General features: G+C 44.5%; 11 protein-coding genes. 5 read left to right on the top strand and 6 right to left on the bottom strand.

What is annotated here, in order from left to right:
- Positions 1–82 precede the first annotated feature (82 nt).
- From L4D78_RS02315 to L4D78_RS02330, 4 genes are read right to left on the bottom strand one after another with little or no spacing between them, the layout of a single operon-like run.
- The gene (locus tag L4D78_RS02315) at positions 83–3,148 is read right to left on the bottom strand and encodes an efflux RND transporter permease subunit (RefSeq protein ID WP_428465443.1); all 3,066 of its coding nucleotides are present in this window, start codon (positions 3,146–3,148) and stop codon (positions 83–85) included.
- Positions 3,145–3,360 carry a hypothetical protein gene (locus L4D78_RS02320; RefSeq protein ID WP_428465444.1) on the bottom strand — a complete coding sequence of 72 codons (216 nt, stop codon included), beginning with the start codon at positions 3,358–3,360 and terminating at the stop codon, positions 3,145–3,147. Before L4D78_RS02320 ends, L4D78_RS02315 begins: the two co-directional genes overlap by 4 nt.
- Before the next feature lie 47 nt (positions 3,361–3,407).
- Positions 3,408–4,487 (bottom strand): efflux RND transporter periplasmic adaptor subunit, encoded by a 1,080-nt coding sequence (locus L4D78_RS02325; RefSeq protein WP_428465445.1) that lies wholly within the window; start codon positions 4,485–4,487, stop codon positions 3,408–3,410.
- Between the two features lie 2 nt (positions 4,488–4,489).
- Positions 4,490–5,572, bottom strand: coding sequence for an efflux RND transporter periplasmic adaptor subunit (locus tag L4D78_RS02330; RefSeq protein ID WP_428465446.1), 1,083 nt, complete (start codon positions 5,570–5,572; stop codon positions 4,490–4,492).
- Positions 5,573–5,735: 163 nt separating this feature from the next.
- Here L4D78_RS02330 and L4D78_RS02335 point away from each other — a divergent pair, with 163 nt between their 5' ends.
- Together L4D78_RS02335 and L4D78_RS02340 are read left to right on the top strand one after the other, a co-directional pair.
- Positions 5,736–6,461 carry a TetR/AcrR family transcriptional regulator gene (locus L4D78_RS02335; RefSeq protein ID WP_428465710.1) on the top strand — a complete coding sequence of 242 codons (726 nt, stop codon included), beginning with the start codon at positions 5,736–5,738 and terminating at the stop codon, positions 6,459–6,461.
- Positions 6,462–6,900: 439 nt separating this feature from the next.
- Positions 6,901–7,569, top strand: coding sequence for a helix-turn-helix transcriptional regulator (locus L4D78_RS02340; RefSeq protein ID WP_428465447.1), 669 nt, complete (start codon positions 6,901–6,903; stop codon positions 7,567–7,569).
- 81 nt (positions 7,570–7,650) lie between these two features.
- Here L4D78_RS02340 and L4D78_RS02345 read toward each other — a convergent pair whose 3' ends face one another.
- Positions 7,651–9,990, bottom strand: coding sequence for an efflux RND transporter permease subunit (locus L4D78_RS02345; RefSeq protein ID WP_428465448.1), 2,340 nt, complete (start codon positions 9,988–9,990; stop codon positions 7,651–7,653).
- 466 nt (positions 9,991–10,456) lie between these two features.
- Between L4D78_RS02345 and L4D78_RS02350 the strand changes: the two genes are divergently transcribed.
- The 3 genes from L4D78_RS02350 to L4D78_RS02360 all read left to right on the top strand — a co-directional run bounded on the left by L4D78_RS02350 (position 10,457) and on the right by L4D78_RS02360 (position 14,213).
- Positions 10,457–11,281 carry an outer membrane lipoprotein-sorting protein gene (locus L4D78_RS02350; protein ID WP_428465711.1) on the top strand — a complete coding sequence of 275 codons (825 nt, stop codon included), beginning with the start codon at positions 10,457–10,459 and terminating at the stop codon, positions 11,279–11,281.
- A 61-nt stretch (positions 11,282–11,342) separates the two neighbouring features.
- On the top strand, positions 11,343–12,557 hold the full coding sequence (locus L4D78_RS02355; RefSeq protein WP_428465449.1) for a malate transporter: 1,215 nt from the start codon (positions 11,343–11,345) through the stop codon (positions 12,555–12,557).
- Positions 12,558–13,049: 492 nt separating this feature from the next.
- Entirely contained in the window at positions 13,050–14,213 is a 1,164-nt protein-coding gene (locus tag L4D78_RS02360; protein WP_428465450.1) for a glutathionylspermidine synthase family protein, read from the top strand.
- 84 nt (positions 14,214–14,297) lie between these two features.
- On the opposite strand, the gene L4D78_RS02365 is transcribed toward L4D78_RS02360, so the two are convergent.
- Entirely contained in the window at positions 14,298–15,050 is a 753-nt protein-coding gene (locus L4D78_RS02365) for a TerC family protein (protein ID WP_428465451.1), read from the bottom strand.
- Positions 15,051–15,239 lie beyond the last annotated feature (189 nt).

Genomic DNA, 15,239 nt, shown 5'->3' on the forward strand with positions numbered 1-15,239 from the left:
GTCAGGTTATCCCTCTTTATCCTATATATGAAAAAGCCCCGCTTTATCGAGATAAAGCAGGGCTTTTCAATGTAGGTTTTAATTACGCTTTAATCGGTGCTTTTACGTTGTAGAACAACGCAAACAGCACAGGTACAACAATTAAGGTCAGTACCGTTGCAAAGCCAAGACCAGCCATAATAGTAATAGCCAGTGAATCAAAGAAGGCATCGAACACTAATGGGATCATACCCAGTACCGTGGTCAGTGCAGCCATACTTACCGGACGCACACGACTGATAGCACTATCAACAATAGCATCATAAGGCACCTTGCCCGATTCCAGCTCGATGTTGATCTGATCCAACAACACAATACCGTTCTTCAAAATCATCCCGCTTAAGCTCAATAACCCCAGCAACGCAGTAAAACTAAACGGTACTTGAGTAACTAATAAGCCGATAGAAACACCTATGATTGACAACGGTACGGTTGCCCAAATCACCAAAGGCTTTTTCAATGAGTTAAACAGCAACATGGTGATAATAAACATTAGCAGGTAGCCCATTGGCATTGAGCCCATCATACCTTCTTGCGCTTCTTTCGACGATTCGTACTCACCACCCCATTCAATGCTGTAGCCCTCAGGAAGCGGCAGCGCATCAACTTTGGGCTGGACACGTGCGAACAAGGTCGCGGCAGTATCATCACCCAGTACGTTATGGTCTGCTAATACCGTTAGCGTACGTTTACGGTCTCGGCGCTGAATTAGCGGCTCAGTCCAAGCTAAATCTACACCATCAATTACCTGCTCAATGGGTACATAAGCCTGCTGTACAGGGCTCCACAATTTGAGGTTCTTCAGGGTGTCGTAATCAACTCGTTCAACTTCAGGCAAACGAGCAATAACAGGTAACGAGTGTGTTCCGTCACGCATCACACCAATAGTGCTACCGCCATAAGCCATCTGCAATGTATTCGACAAGTCTTCTTTTGAGATCCCCAAACGTCGTGCTTTCGACTCGTTGAACTGCGGAACCAGCTCTTTGGTTCGCTCACGCCAATCATGACGTACATTGCGTGATTCCGGGTCTTGCAGCAGGACATCTTCAACCTGTTGCGCAATATCACGTAATACCTGAGGATCCGGCCCCATGATCCGCGCTTCTATCTTCGACGCTGGTGATGGGCCAAACTCCATCAGCTTGAATTGGAATGTCGGCTGATCGAACTCAACGGCTAACGTATCATCCAGCTGATTCAACAAAGCAAACATGTTGTCACGACTAGTGGTACGCACCTGAAGCTGAGCGTACGCCTCGTAGCTTTTCTCTGGCTGGTATGTCAATGAAAAGCGCTGCATGCCCTGACCAACAGAGGTGGTTACGAACTCCACGTTATCTTGGCGACGAATGTAATTCTCAACCTTATCGGTTTGTTTAATCGTCTCACGAATATCGGTACCTTCTGGCATCCACATATCAACATAGAACATCGGAGTGTTCGACGGTGGGAAGAACGACTGTTTCACCTGACCAAATGCAACGATTGAACCAACCAGTAACACCAACATCGCAGTCATGGTTAACCAACGGAAGCGCAATGCTAATTTCAGCAAGCTACCAAATACAACGAATAACGCGCCTTTATAGGGGTCTTCCTCTACTTGGTTATCTGTTCTCTCGGGCTCATCCTTTAACAGTAAATTAGCTAAAAACGGTGTAATTGTTAGGGCTGTCACCCAGCTTAAGAACAAGGAGTAGCACAGCACCCAGAATAACGAGCCCATGAACTCACCACTGGCATCCGAGGATAAACCAATGGGTGCGAAAGCCGTGATAGCAATAACAGTCGCCCCCAATAATGGCCACTGGGTTTGCTTAACAATATCAACCGAGGCCTGAACCTTAGTACGGCCTTTTTTCAGCCCAACCAAAATACCTTCAACCACGACGATGGCATTATCCACCAACATACCCAATGCAATAATGAGGGCACCGAGTGAAATACGGTGCAACTCGATATTATTCCACTTCATCAATATGAAGGTGCCAAATACAGTTAGCAGCAGCACCGTACCTATGATGATGCCGCTACGCAGTCCCATGGCAAACAGCAGTACAACAATAACAATCGCGACAGCCTGCCCCAGACTCACAATAAAATCTTTAACTGATTTATCAACTTCTTGCGCTTGATTATAAAAGTAGTCGAGCGAAATACCTGCAGGCTTAACACTTTCAAGTTCGGCAAGGCGTGCCTCGACGCGCTGGCCGACCTCAACCACGTTTACACCCGAAGAAAAAGAAATCGCAAGGTTAATGGCAGGCTCACCGTTGTAAGTAACGATATTCGTTGGTTTCTCTTGAATACCACGACTGATAGTCGCGACATCCTTCAGGCGGATAAGGTTACCCGTATCACGGCCATGAATAACCAGATTTTCTAACTCTTCAACGCTGCTCATGTTGCCATTCGGTCGAATAGTCAGCATCTGCCCATTGATCATCATCTCACCAGAGGCGATGACACTGTTTTGCTGGTTCAATAAACCCGCCACAGTATTCATGTCGAGGTTCAATGCCGCCATTCGCTCAATAGAGATCTCAACAAAAACCTGCTCTTGTTGATCACCCGCTACACTCACCTTGCCAACACCGTCAACCAGATCTAGCTCGCGCGTTAAATAATCGGCATATTGCTTCAGTTCAATGTAAGAATAGCCTTCGCCAGTCATCATTATCATGACGCCAAACACATCACCAAAGTCATCGATGATTTGAACAGAGGTCACCCCAGCCGGAAGCATTGGACGCAAATCATCGACTTTTCGACGCATCTCATCCCAGATTTGAGGTAGCTCATCGGGACCATAAATCATCTCCATGCTGACCATCATTTGGGTCATGCCTGACGATGACGTCGACGTTACCTTATCAATATACGGTAACTGCCTTACCGCCTTCTCCAGCGGATAAGTCAGCTCTTCTTCCACTTCTGTAGACGTCGCACCAGGGTAAGTCGCAATAATCATGGCGTCTTTAAGGGTAAACGCAGGATCTTCCAAACGCCCCAAATCTAAAAATGATGTCACACCACCGACAGCCAGAATGACAATAAATAGCCAACTGATCACTTTATTTTTAATTGAATACTCGGCAATGCTCACCGTATTGTCTCCACCGCTAATCCTGCAAAATCAAACTCAATATCTAACGCTTTATCTTGCGCTATGAGCCCCAGCCCCTGACCCGAAGTCATCGCACTATCAGGAGATACTTTTATTTCAATACCTGGCACTTTTACACCAATTAATTGCCACACTAAAAACTGCCCCAGCTCACTAAAAAAAAGTACTCCTGAAACCGTCATTACAATCATGACAATCCATCGCAATAGCACTTGTTTGTGTCTGAATACAGCCCGTTTCACTGCGCAATACCTGAGTTATCAGCAGATCGCTGAATAGGAGAAACCATCATATTTTTACGTAGTTTTCGTAGGTTAGACGTAACCAACACATCACCTAGGTCAATGCCGCTGCTCACAATCGCGCCTTGGTTATTAATCTGCTCTACAGCCACTTCCACTCGAGCAACCTGACCATCAACGATTTTCCAAACATAGAACTGACCATTTTTTCTACCTGCTTCTAATGCAATCATTGGCAATTGATACCCTTGCAATGTGCTTAAACCTGCTTCAGCCATATTGACGTTCAGCGATACACTGGTACCCGGTAAAATAGTTGATGTGAGTTGCGGCATTTCAAACCATACCCGATAGGTTTGCGTTTGAGGTTCAAGCTCACTGGTATGTTTTAGATAACGAACAGGAAAGGCTTGGCTATCTGAACCAAACTGCGCCAACGGTTGATAGCCCTGTACCTGTTGCTGTGGATTGATCATCGCAATAACGTTGTCTGAAACAGGGATATTGATATAAATCTTGTCATCCTGATAGAGACTAAGCACCGTTTCACCTGGCGCTACGGCCTCATACGACTCTTTTGGTACATCAGAAATAACCCCATCAAATGGCGCGATTAAGCGGGTATACCCCAAACGTGCATTGGCAGAATCAAACGCGACTTTTGTTAACCGCTGATTAGCGGTCAGTTCGTCAAATTCAGCCTTCGAAATCATTTTCTTGCCGTATAATTCACGACCACGCTCAAGTTGTTTTGATGCAAGTCCATACTGCACTTTTGCATCACGCTGTTGCTGCTCAAATTTGTCAGCATCCAGTACCGCAAGCAACTGCCCCTTCTTGACCAATTGCCCCGTACGAACCATCACGCCTTTCAACTCGCCTTCAACCCGAAAGGCTAATGGCGTATTTTCAGCAGCTTCAACCTGCCCATTAAAGGTTCTATATTGACTATCAATCGGGTCAGAAACAGTAAGAGTAGAAACAGCTAATGGTTTTTGTTCAAATTCCGTCGGCGGCTCCTGACACCCTTGCAGTAAGGCTACGGATAGGGCAATAACAAACATTTTCTTCATCATGGTTAGATACCACCCTCTCGTTCCCAAGCACGCACTTGTTGGCCTGGGTATAAATCTTTGGCACCTGCAATAACGATAATTGTTCCTTGCGATAATCCACTGATGACATTGCCGTTTTCATCTAACACCACATCCAGCGCCTCAATAACGGAGGTCGTTGGATTAAACTGCCACAACGTGCCACGGCCATCGTCCTTATCGACCCACGCCCCTTCCGGCAGCGGTAACGCCGAAACGACATGTTGTTTCGCAAAATGCACCTGCCCTGCCATTCCTGACAGTACATTCATATTATCAGGACGCTGAATCGTAACTTTGGCCGTGTAGGTATTGGTATCACGATCAGGTTGAGTTGATAGTTCTTTTAACTGAGCTGCTATTGGCGAATCAGAGAAGTTATCCATAACAACCCACGACTGTGTCGCTTTAATCATTTCAATATTCGATTGCTCAACAAACGTCACAGGTAAGTTGAATGAAATATCAAGGCTGTCGACATTTTGAATATTCAAAATAGGCTGATTGGCCCCAACAAACTGATGCTGATTGACTAACCGAAGTGACACAACACCATCAAAAGGCGCCTTCACCAAGGTATGCTCTAAGTCTGTTTTTGCCTGTTCAATATTGGCTATCGCAGTCTCATAGCTCGTTTCATTGCGATCAAATTGATCGGTACTAATCAATTTTTTCGCATATAACTGTTGAGCTCGTTCAAATTGGCTTCTTGCTAGCTCAAGTTCAGCAAATTTCGCATCAAATACTAAACGATAATCCTTATCATCTAGTTTCGCCAACACCTGCCCTTTACCGACTTTCTGGCCAACATTGACCAACATTTTTTCAATTTCGCCTGACACTTGAAATGATAATTGAGCCCGCTGAGACGCTTCAGCCTGACCGGGAAACTCATTACTTTCTTGTGTTGCGATAACCGGCACCTCGTAGAGTTTTACCGGTTTAATAACTTCAGTTGTTGGCTCTGAATTTGCCTGATTACACCCAACAAGAATGCTACCCAGCAGCACAATGGCGGCTAATTTAGCAAACGGGGTTAGTGAGGGCTGCTGTCCTTTCACTGACATTTCTCTCTTTGGTATTTATTACACACCTGTGCAGTATAGGTTGATTTAATCGAAGATCAAGTATATTTTACAGGTGGACAATAAAGGTTTTCTGTGAGCACAGAGATGACGACAAAACGATTTTCTGGTACAAAAGGTGGTAGGGGATTAAATCAAGATAATGATGACTGAAAGAAAACAAGGCCGCCGCAGCGCACAGGCCGCCGAAGAAACTAAGCTGCTAATCATGAGCACTGCCGCAGAAATGTTCTGTGAGTCAGGGTATGAACGAGTATCATTGAGAAATATCAGCGAACGAGCTGGGGTTTCCCATAGTCTGATCCGCCATCATTTTGGTAGCAAAGAAAAAATCTGGCATAGCATCAGCGACTGCTTACACGTGTATTTCCTCAGCTACATGTATAAATTACTTGAAGAGATTCCTGAAGAGCTCCCTAGTAATATCATCTTATATCGTTTTATTACGATGCTATTGGCACAACAGCTCGTTCATCAGCAGCCTATCCAGCTAATCACGGATGGTGTCAGGCAGGGAGATGAGCTCATGGACTACTTCTTCGATAGCAACGGTGAACTTGAAACCTTCGTTAACCAACTCGTTGATACCTTCCATAAGGATTTTCCAGAATCATCCATAAATGTCTGGGAAATGAAGTGGCAGATGATGATCTTTGCCAGTGGTGCAGTGAACCTAAAGCCTTTTTTACTTGATACTTGGCAGCACGATAAGGCAAATCATGAGCAGTGTTTGCTTAACCACTGGGAGCTGTTTAATCAAAACATGGCTATACGCCTTAACGTCACTCCTGAGCAAATGCTTCGCCCCGAAAAATTGGCCGACATTCTGATTGAACTACCTTGCGAATGGGGTTGTAACAAAGAGCACTAACATTTCCCCTCCCACAATAGTAAAAGTGAACCCAGCATAGCCTGTTCACTTTTACTCTTTCATTTCAAATATTCACATTGGCCTTTCTATCTTACCTTCCTGTACGTTTAAATTAGATTTTTTACTCTAATGAAAATGCATACAATTCCTCTGCATTCCTAACGGATGTTCGTACCCCAAAAAGTGAAACTAGCGTCCACCTTTGGTACAAAGGGTCTCTTTACCGACCATCACTAACAAGTTAGAGAGACCTTTTTTTTCATTAAGTTACCTAGCACATTACTGAACAGCTTGTTGTTATCACATTACGTAATTACATACCTTTGCAAAGAACAGCGGTATGAATCCAGCTTGATCGATTTAACATAAACACCCCTCCAGCTTTGTAATACATTCAGTCTAAATTGCCCAGTTATATGGATATAGCGAGATGCAAGGAATGAATAAAGAACGACTGTTTGAAATGTCACAGCAGTTGCATACCATTACGAGCCACCATGACATTGAATCTTGGTTTAGCGAGCTAAAACAAGAGATCCCCTTTATTTTTAGTATTATGGGGCATATTTCAGAGCACAAAAATAACGAGCCTATCTGTATCGACTTCCCCTCGGACAAGGTTAACGCCTGCTTTCAGAACAACGATCTAACCAGCGATCCGTTATTTGCTTCGTTATTACAAAACAACCACCCCATATCCGCACTGCTGGATCCGATCACTCACCCTTCTTATGGTAAACGCCTAGTGATTGCAGGAAGGCAGCGACAATCAGAGCTCTCTATGTTGATGCTGTCTTTCGGCGACCGACAACCCTCTGATGATGAAGTCAATGCCCTTTTTTTACTCGCGCCTCATCTCTACCTAACGCTCAACAATATTTCCAAGCCTCCAGTAGAAGCAAATAGTCGGCTTAACGCTACGATTACAGCTCGAGAAAAAGAATTACTTCATTGGCTAAAAATCGGTAAAAGTAATTGGGAGATGGGTCAAGTAATGGGGATCAGCGAACGCACAGTGAAGTATCATTTACACAATATCTACACCAAATTTGGCGTCAGTAATCGCACACATGCTGTCGCTAGAGCATTAGAGTTAGAATGGCACTGAGACTTCAGGCGTTTTCGAACATAGAAAAGCGCACCTCATTTCATCCTTCAAGGTGCGCATTTTCCCTTTTAATGAAATAGATTAACTTGCTGTTACCGCGTGGGCTTGTGCCACCCCTTTTGCATTACGCATTGTCAGTGCCAATAACGCAGGTAACAGCAACAGATCAATTATCAAGGCTATTACGATCGTAATAGCCGTCATCAGTCCCATATCTGCATTCATTTTGAAACTGCTGGTTGCTAACACGAAAAAGCCAACACTTAATACCAGGGTTGTACCAATGATCGCCACGCCTGTTTCTTTCACCGCTGCAACAATGGCTTCTTGCTCATTTTGACCCGCTTTCTTCTCTGCATAGTAGCGATACAACAAATGAATAGTGTCATCTACCACAATCCCCAACGTCATGCTCGCAACCACCGAGAGACTTAAACCGACTTCACCGACCATCAAACCCCAGGCACCAAACGCAATGGCTGCCGGTAAAATGTTGGGCAAGATACTAATCAAGCCTAAACGCACAGAACGTAGCACCACACCAATTAACAGCGAGATAATAACCAATGCCACCACTGAAGCTGTGAGCATACTGACATTATTACGATAGCCAATATGGGCAAACATGATGTCAGGGCTCACCCCAGGGCTAACCTGATCAGCACCAAATTGATTCAACAACTGCTGGCGTAATGTACTTTCTAATGCCACTAACTGATTAGATGACATTTTTCGTGCAGTCACAACAACGCGCAGCTCTTGTTTGTCGAGGGCAACCTGATTGCTCAACGTCAGGCCATATGGCAACGACATATCGTATAGCAGCAAAGTTTGCGCCGATAGTTCAGGATCACTCGGCAATTGATAATAATTGGGATCATCTTGATGCAAGCTACTGTTCAAGCGCTTCATGATGTCAGTGAGCGCTTGCACGTGATATACCCCATCAACTTGCCGAGCCGCTTGCACAAACGTATCTAAATGCTGCAAGAAAGCTGGTGATGTGACGGCTTCACCGACAGGCGGACGAATGGCATATTGGATGCTCGCAACCCCTGTTAGATTGGCATAAGTAAAGTCATTGGCCTGACGCACCGCATAAGAATCATCAAAATACTCAAATAAGGTGTCATCAATATTGTTATTGACCAAATTAACAGCAATGGCACCGCTGATGGTAATTACGCCTACCGCCATGAGTTTTGCATGATGCATTGAAAACTTTGCAATGGCTGCTAACGGACGCTGCAAGCGACTCGGCCTAGCCTTTACCGTTTTACGCTGTGGCAAAATTGACAATACGGCTGGTGAGAAGCTCAATGTCAACAACATCGCCCACAGCACCCCCATCGCGGTAATATTACCTAAGTCATTAAACGGGGGAGAATCGCTGAAATTCATCGAAAGAAAACCAACCGCCGTCGTAACGCTGGTTAAAATAATGGGGAGCCGATGTACACGAAGAGAATACGCAATGGCTTCATGTTTCAGTTTACCCTCAGACTGCGCTTTTCTGACACCTTGTAAAAAGTGAATACAATCAGCCACCGCCATCGTTAGAATTATTAAAGGGGCTGATGCTGATGGTGATGTAATCGCGATACCTAACCAACCCGCTCCACCTAAAGCCAAAATAATCGATGCGATGATGGTTAGAGTAACGAGCAAGGTACTCCACACACTTCGCAAGAATATTCCAGTACCGAGAATAATGAGTAACAAGGCCAAAGGCACCAAACTGCCCATATCACGCTGCGAAGCCTCACCAAATGCGTCGTTTTGCATGACTTGGCCCGTCAAGTAAAACGTCATATCAGGGTAACTTTGCTGTGCTTCTGCAATTGCATCTTGCCAAAACTGCGCCACTTCTCTGACTTCTTCGGCTTGACTATTACCCGGCAAATTCACTAATACGTTAATTGCTGTTGCCTGGCCATCCACCGCGAGGATGCGGTTCACGAGCTCAGGCTGTTGCATGGCATAGGCTTTTTTTTCCTCAAGGGATTGGGTCAGCGCATGCTCTGAAGTTACGACTGATGCAGGAAAGAAATCCTCCACCAGCAATTCGTCCCCATCTGCACGGGTATACTGATAATTAACTAACGAATCCACCCGGTATGAATGCGGTGTTTGCCAAGCTTTATCAGTTAAGGCCGCGACTGCCTTCAATACGTCAGCCTGAAATACATCACCTTGCCGAGGCGTGATCACAACCAACACACTATCGTTACTACTATATTTGTCTTCTATACGCTCAAAGGCGATTAAATCAGGGTTGCTATCACTGAAAAACACTTTGTAATCATTTACAAAAGTGAGTTTACCCATACCGACAAAGGCTACCGCTAATACCACTAGCCACATGCCGATGATCAGCAGCGGCTTCCAGCCACGACGAGGTTGTTTGGTTTCTATTTTCATTGCGTCCATCCTTGGATATTACTGTTGCATCGCCAGTACAGTTTGACGAGATTGTTCAATCTCAATCGCTTCAGCTTTCACTTTTTGCGTCGCGATCACGCACATGACACCTGACCAGCAATTAACACTCCATCCAAGGTACTCAAATGTGGCGTGCGTGTGGGGGCATCTATCGTGCTCTCCGTATCCATAATTATCTCCTAGCACTGACGTTATATATTTGTTGTCTGTCTATGCTAAGAAATTGCCTATTAGTTTTAACCTGCCCGTTTATCTGTTTCACCTGACCAATTGGACAGGTGTAACAGCTTTCCTAACCTCATACACTGTGCCAATACGCGGTTAGCCCCACGAAGCCAAGGAATGCCTCATGACACGTAGTCCCCTTTCCACTGTTCGATTTCGATCTCCTATCGCTCATTGTTGCCGCTTAATTTTGACAATCAGTGTCGTCATCACAGCGTGCATGGTGATCAATGTTAATGCAGCCCCCGACACGTCAAATAAAACCAACACTCTTCTTCCTGTTTTCTCAGATACGGTGATAACCCAAGAAGGTTTATCGGCTGAACAAAAAGGCTTGGTTATTGCGACAGAAATGGTCAATCGCGATACCGGCTACCAAAGCTACGCATCAGAAGTCACTATGGATATCATTGCGGCAAATGGGGACAGCGCACACCGTGAATTAACCATCAAAGGGCAAGAGCAAAGCGAGGATGGTGATAGGATCATTACGGCATTTCAAGCACCGCGAGATATAGCAGGTACCACACTACTCACCTACAGCCATGCCATCGAAGCCGATGACCAATGGCTCTACTTGCCGTCAATTAAACGGGTTAAGCGTATTTCCTCAAATAACCGTTCAGGACCGTTTATGGGCAGTGAATTTGCCTATGAAGATATGAGTTCGTGGGAGCTCGATAAATATCGCTACGAATTTATCGATGCGCGCAGTGAAGGAGGGAAGCAATATTGGGTCATTGCCTGCTATCCACAATATGCCAATTCAGGTTATACAAAAATGATTGCATGGATTGATCAGACGATCTTTCAACCTCGAAAAATTGAATATTTCGACCGTAAGAATAGCCCTCTAAAAGTGCTGACACTGACAGACTTCCAGCAATACCAACAACAGTATTGGCGAGCCCATGTAGCAACCATGGTCAACTTGCAAAATCAGCGTACAACCCGTTTAACATGGCATAACTTTGAGCTTGGCCTACCACTAAACTCCCGACAGTTCGAGCCAAACCAACTCCGTTTTGCTTATCAGCGCCAATAAACAGATCTCACACTGTTCAAACGAAGCGAGTTCTCGCACTCTCTATGGATCCAATCAAACCATGAAATGGCACCGCATACTCCAGAAAGTACTTCATATTACAAAATGCAGTGGAATACTGCTGAGCTTAACCTCAGCCTTTTATTGCCATGCAAACTCAGCAATAGAAGGCTATACCTCGCTTAATCTCAGCATGTTTGCCGATGATCCCACTTATTCCGAGCAATGCTGCCAGCACTTCAATGCCGACATCGTTATGTACCCACGTTACCAGTATTGGCATAACAATGGGGTTAGCGTGGCTATATCGCCTTATCTACGTTGGGACACTCAAGCTGAAACAATGTTTGCGAATATACGTGAAGCCAACATTGGTTACCAAGGAGGACAACAAGCGTTCACCTTTGGTATAAGTGAAGTGTATTGGGGGGTCACCGAAGTTTACCAACCCGTTAATATCGTAAATCAATATGATGGACGTTTAGCACTGGGCTATGAAGATAAAATGGGCCAACCCATGGTGCATTATCAATATTGGCCAACTTGGGGTGAAGTGCACCTTTTCTTATTACCCTTTCATCAAATACGGACCTTTCGTGAACCCGAACAACGCTTATCACTGGGTAAACCCGTAAGCAACACCGCAATATATGAAGCAGGAAAACAAGCCCTCGATGTCGCTGCTCGCCTTACTTATTGGCACGATACGCTGGACATTGCTTTTAGCCTCTTTCAAGGTAATAGCCGTGAGCCTTTCTTACAAGAGACCCCAACCCAGTACCTTCAGCACTATTCCAATATCACCCAACTGGGTGTTGAAGCCCAACACAGCAAAGACGATTTGTTATTAAAGTTGGAAGCTACCCATAAATGGGGGGAAGGGCGCCCCTACACCACGCTAGTCACAGGATTTGAGTATGCATTTTATGGTTTTACACATTCTAATGGGCAAATAGGACTGATCACTGAATATACCTTTGACAACCGACAAACCAAAACTGGCAACTGGGTACCACCAACGATTTATAACAATGATGTATTTGTAGGGGTCCGTTGGCAAAGCAATTCTGTCAACGACACCGAAATGCTATTGTCAGGCTTGGTCGATCTTGAGAAAAACTCTCAGCTTTATAAGCTATCGGCATCACGTCGATTAAGTAATCATCTTAAATTAACTGTCGAAGGGTTTTGGTTAGCAGAAATGGCCGCCACAGAGCCTATGGCATATTTACAGCAGGAAAGTTATGTTGAAATGGCTGTGGAGTATTATTTTTAATCGTCCACTTTAGCAGGTATCGTGAAGTTATACTTATGTGGCGTTATCGAAAAAAACAGCAAGTTACCCAGTCAAAGCAAAGGTGGTAAGCCAAGTAGCTACTCAAAAATGGTGAACATCAACTGTTCAAAGTAACTTGCCGAACGATTATTTGTAGTGATGGTTAAACTTTCAGGGAATTACAGCATGCAACTGAAATTTAACGGGGGTAAATATACATTTTCCAGATGACGAATGTATGATCTATATCAATTTCAAATGGGGTTATTTGCTACCAAAAAGCTCAAACTGTAAGCAAGTAATACACTCCATTTCCCTCTCTATACTTCGTTATATTTTCCTTCATATTTACCATCCAAAATACCTCCGCGAAAAAGCACTCTTCTATCATTTTGACCCTGCGCTACCTCCAATTTATTCCATATCCTAGTATCCCCTTCTATTTACAACGCGCTAAAATAACAGCACTAACCACCTACTAATGGACTCGGCATGTTAAGGATTGACTGCCAGGAAAGGCCACATTGGCGCGAGCAAGCCAAAGACTTCGGTTTTGGGTTTCACTCTATGTACGATGCGCCTTATTGGGATGAAACCGCTTATTACCAATTTACACTGGAACAAATTGAGCGTGATTTAGAAGACCCAACGGAAGAAATTCACCAAATGTGCCTCGATGTAGTTGATACCGTTGTGGCAGATGAATATTGGCTGCGCCGTTTCCAGATCCCCGAAGCTATGTGGCAAGGTGTGCTTGATTCATGGCGCAGCCGCGAACCATCCCTTTATTCTCGTCTTGATTTTGCCTATGACGGTACTGGCCATGCCAAGCTTTTTGAAAACAATGCCGACACGCCAACCTCGCTTTATGAAACAGGCTTTTGGCAATGGCTATGGTTAGAAGATAACGTTAAGAATGGTTCAATTCGACGAGATGCCGACCAATTCAATTTACTACAAGAGCTATTAATGGCTCGTTTCCATGAACTTTCATTAAAGCAGCCGGGGCAAACCCTGCATTTTTCTTGTTGCAAACACACTGAAGAGGATCGCGGTACCGTGCAATACATGGAAGACTGTGCCAAGGAGGCAGGGCTTTCAACAAATTTTGTTTTTGTAGAAGATATCGGCTTAAACAGCAAAAATGAGTTTACTGATTTACAAAGTCGCCCAATTCGCTGGATGTTCAAACTCTACCCATGGGAGTTTATGTTCAGGGAAGAGTATGCCAAGCACCTTGATACCGCCAAAGTTAACTGGCTAGAACCGATGTGGAAATCGGTGCTGAGCAACAAAGCGTTACTCCCTCTTTTATGGAAAAACCACAAAGGGCACCCCAACCTATTACCAAGCTACTTCCCTGATGACCGAGAACTTAGCCAGCTCAAAGATTATGTGATTAAACCTATTTTTGCCCGAGAAGGTGCCAATATTACGATTGTTGAAAAAGGCAAACAAACCTTACGCGTTGACGGCCCATACGGCGATGAAGGGGTGATTTACCAAGCGTACCACCCTCTACCAAAATTCAATGACTACTACACCTTGATTGGCAGTTGGCTGGTTAATGACAAAGCGGGAGGCATTTCGATTCGTGAAGACAGCTCGAGAGTCACTCAAGACATGTCACGCTACCTGCCCCATATTATTCTCTAACCTTTTCATTAGCTCTCAACAATAAAGAAACACTCAGCACATAAAAAATAGGAGGACAAGCCTCCTATTTTTTGTTTATGCCGTTTAAACTAAACGATTTTCTAATGGACGGATTTTAGCAATATTCATTCGATCCTTTTTCTTCAGCTGTATATGGCACAGCTCTAAAATTAAACCAAATGCCATGGCAAAATAGACGTAACCTTTATTTACATGGATAGCGAAGCCTTCTGCCATTAACAAACCGCCTAACAGCATCAAAAATAACAATGCCAATGTTTTAAAGCCAGGGTACTTCATCACCAAATTGTTAATCTTCCCTGCCGTGAAAATCATCACGATGGCCGATGAAATAATTGCCGCGATCATAATCGGTATATCGTTAGTTAACCCCACAGCAGTGATCACCGAATCCATAGAAAATACCGCGTCGACAGCTACTATCTGCAATAACACAACGGCAAGGCCCGTTCTTACGTGAGTCGAGTGTCCGGTTTCAGCATGCATCAACCAGCCCCATAACTCTTTAAAACTTTTAGCCAATAAGAATGCACCACCCGCGATCATAATCAGCTCCTGCCCCGTTAACGACACGCCAGCAACAGTCAGTAGCGGTTGAGTTAAAGACATAAGCCATGAAATCGAAAAGACCAAAGCGATTCGTGCGATAACAGCTAGACCAATACCCAAATTTCGCGCGAGTTTACGTTGCTCGACTGGAAGTCGCTCACAGAGAACAGAAATAAACACGACATTATCAACACCAAGTATTACCTCAAGCGCAAATAAGGTTGCGAATATTGCCCAAGTTTCTGGCTGTAGGAAAAGATCTATCATGATGAAGCTTCCATTGATTGAAAGCGCGGGGAAATACTCAGTCGACTAAAGGGGTCGTCCATTAATTTTTATACCTCTATCATTTAGAAGAGGTAAGTAAATCACCAATAATTCATCTTCGCAATACCCCTTATATGAGCGGAAAGCAGGCCGCAATTAGACATCAAAGCATTCCTCGCACCAAAGCAA

This window comes from Photobacterium minamisatsumaniensis, from assembly GCF_050336695.1.
Classification (GTDB): Bacteria; Pseudomonadota; Gammaproteobacteria; order Enterobacterales; family Vibrionaceae; genus Photobacterium; species Photobacterium minamisatsumaniensis.

Coding starts and splice junctions, on each gene's coding strand:
- L4D78_RS02330 (WP_428465446.1), bottom strand. CDS start 5,572: ATGTCAGTGAAAGGACAGCAGCCCTCACTAACCCCGTTTGCTAAATTA.
- L4D78_RS02340 (WP_428465447.1), top strand. CDS start 6,901: ATGAATAAAGAACGACTGTTTGAAATGTCACAGCAGTTGCATACCATT.
- L4D78_RS02355 (WP_428465449.1), top strand. CDS start 11,343: ATGAAATGGCACCGCATACTCCAGAAAGTACTTCATATTACAAAATGC.
- L4D78_RS02320 (WP_428465444.1), bottom strand. CDS start 3,360: ATGATTGTAATGACGGTTTCAGGAGTACTTTTTTTTAGTGAGCTGGGG.
- L4D78_RS02360 (WP_428465450.1), top strand. CDS start 13,050: ATGTTAAGGATTGACTGCCAGGAAAGGCCACATTGGCGCGAGCAAGCC.
- L4D78_RS02350 (WP_428465711.1), top strand. CDS start 10,457: ATGGTGATCAATGTTAATGCAGCCCCCGACACGTCAAATAAAACCAAC.
- L4D78_RS02335 (WP_428465710.1), top strand. CDS start 5,736: ATGACTGAAAGAAAACAAGGCCGCCGCAGCGCACAGGCCGCCGAAGAA.
- L4D78_RS02325 (WP_428465445.1), bottom strand. CDS start 4,487: ATGATGAAGAAAATGTTTGTTATTGCCCTATCCGTAGCCTTACTGCAA.
- L4D78_RS02365 (WP_428465451.1), bottom strand. CDS start 15,050: ATGATAGATCTTTTCCTACAGCCAGAAACTTGGGCAATATTCGCAACC.
- L4D78_RS02345 (WP_428465448.1), bottom strand. CDS start 9,990: ATGAAAATAGAAACCAAACAACCTCGTCGTGGCTGGAAGCCGCTGCTG.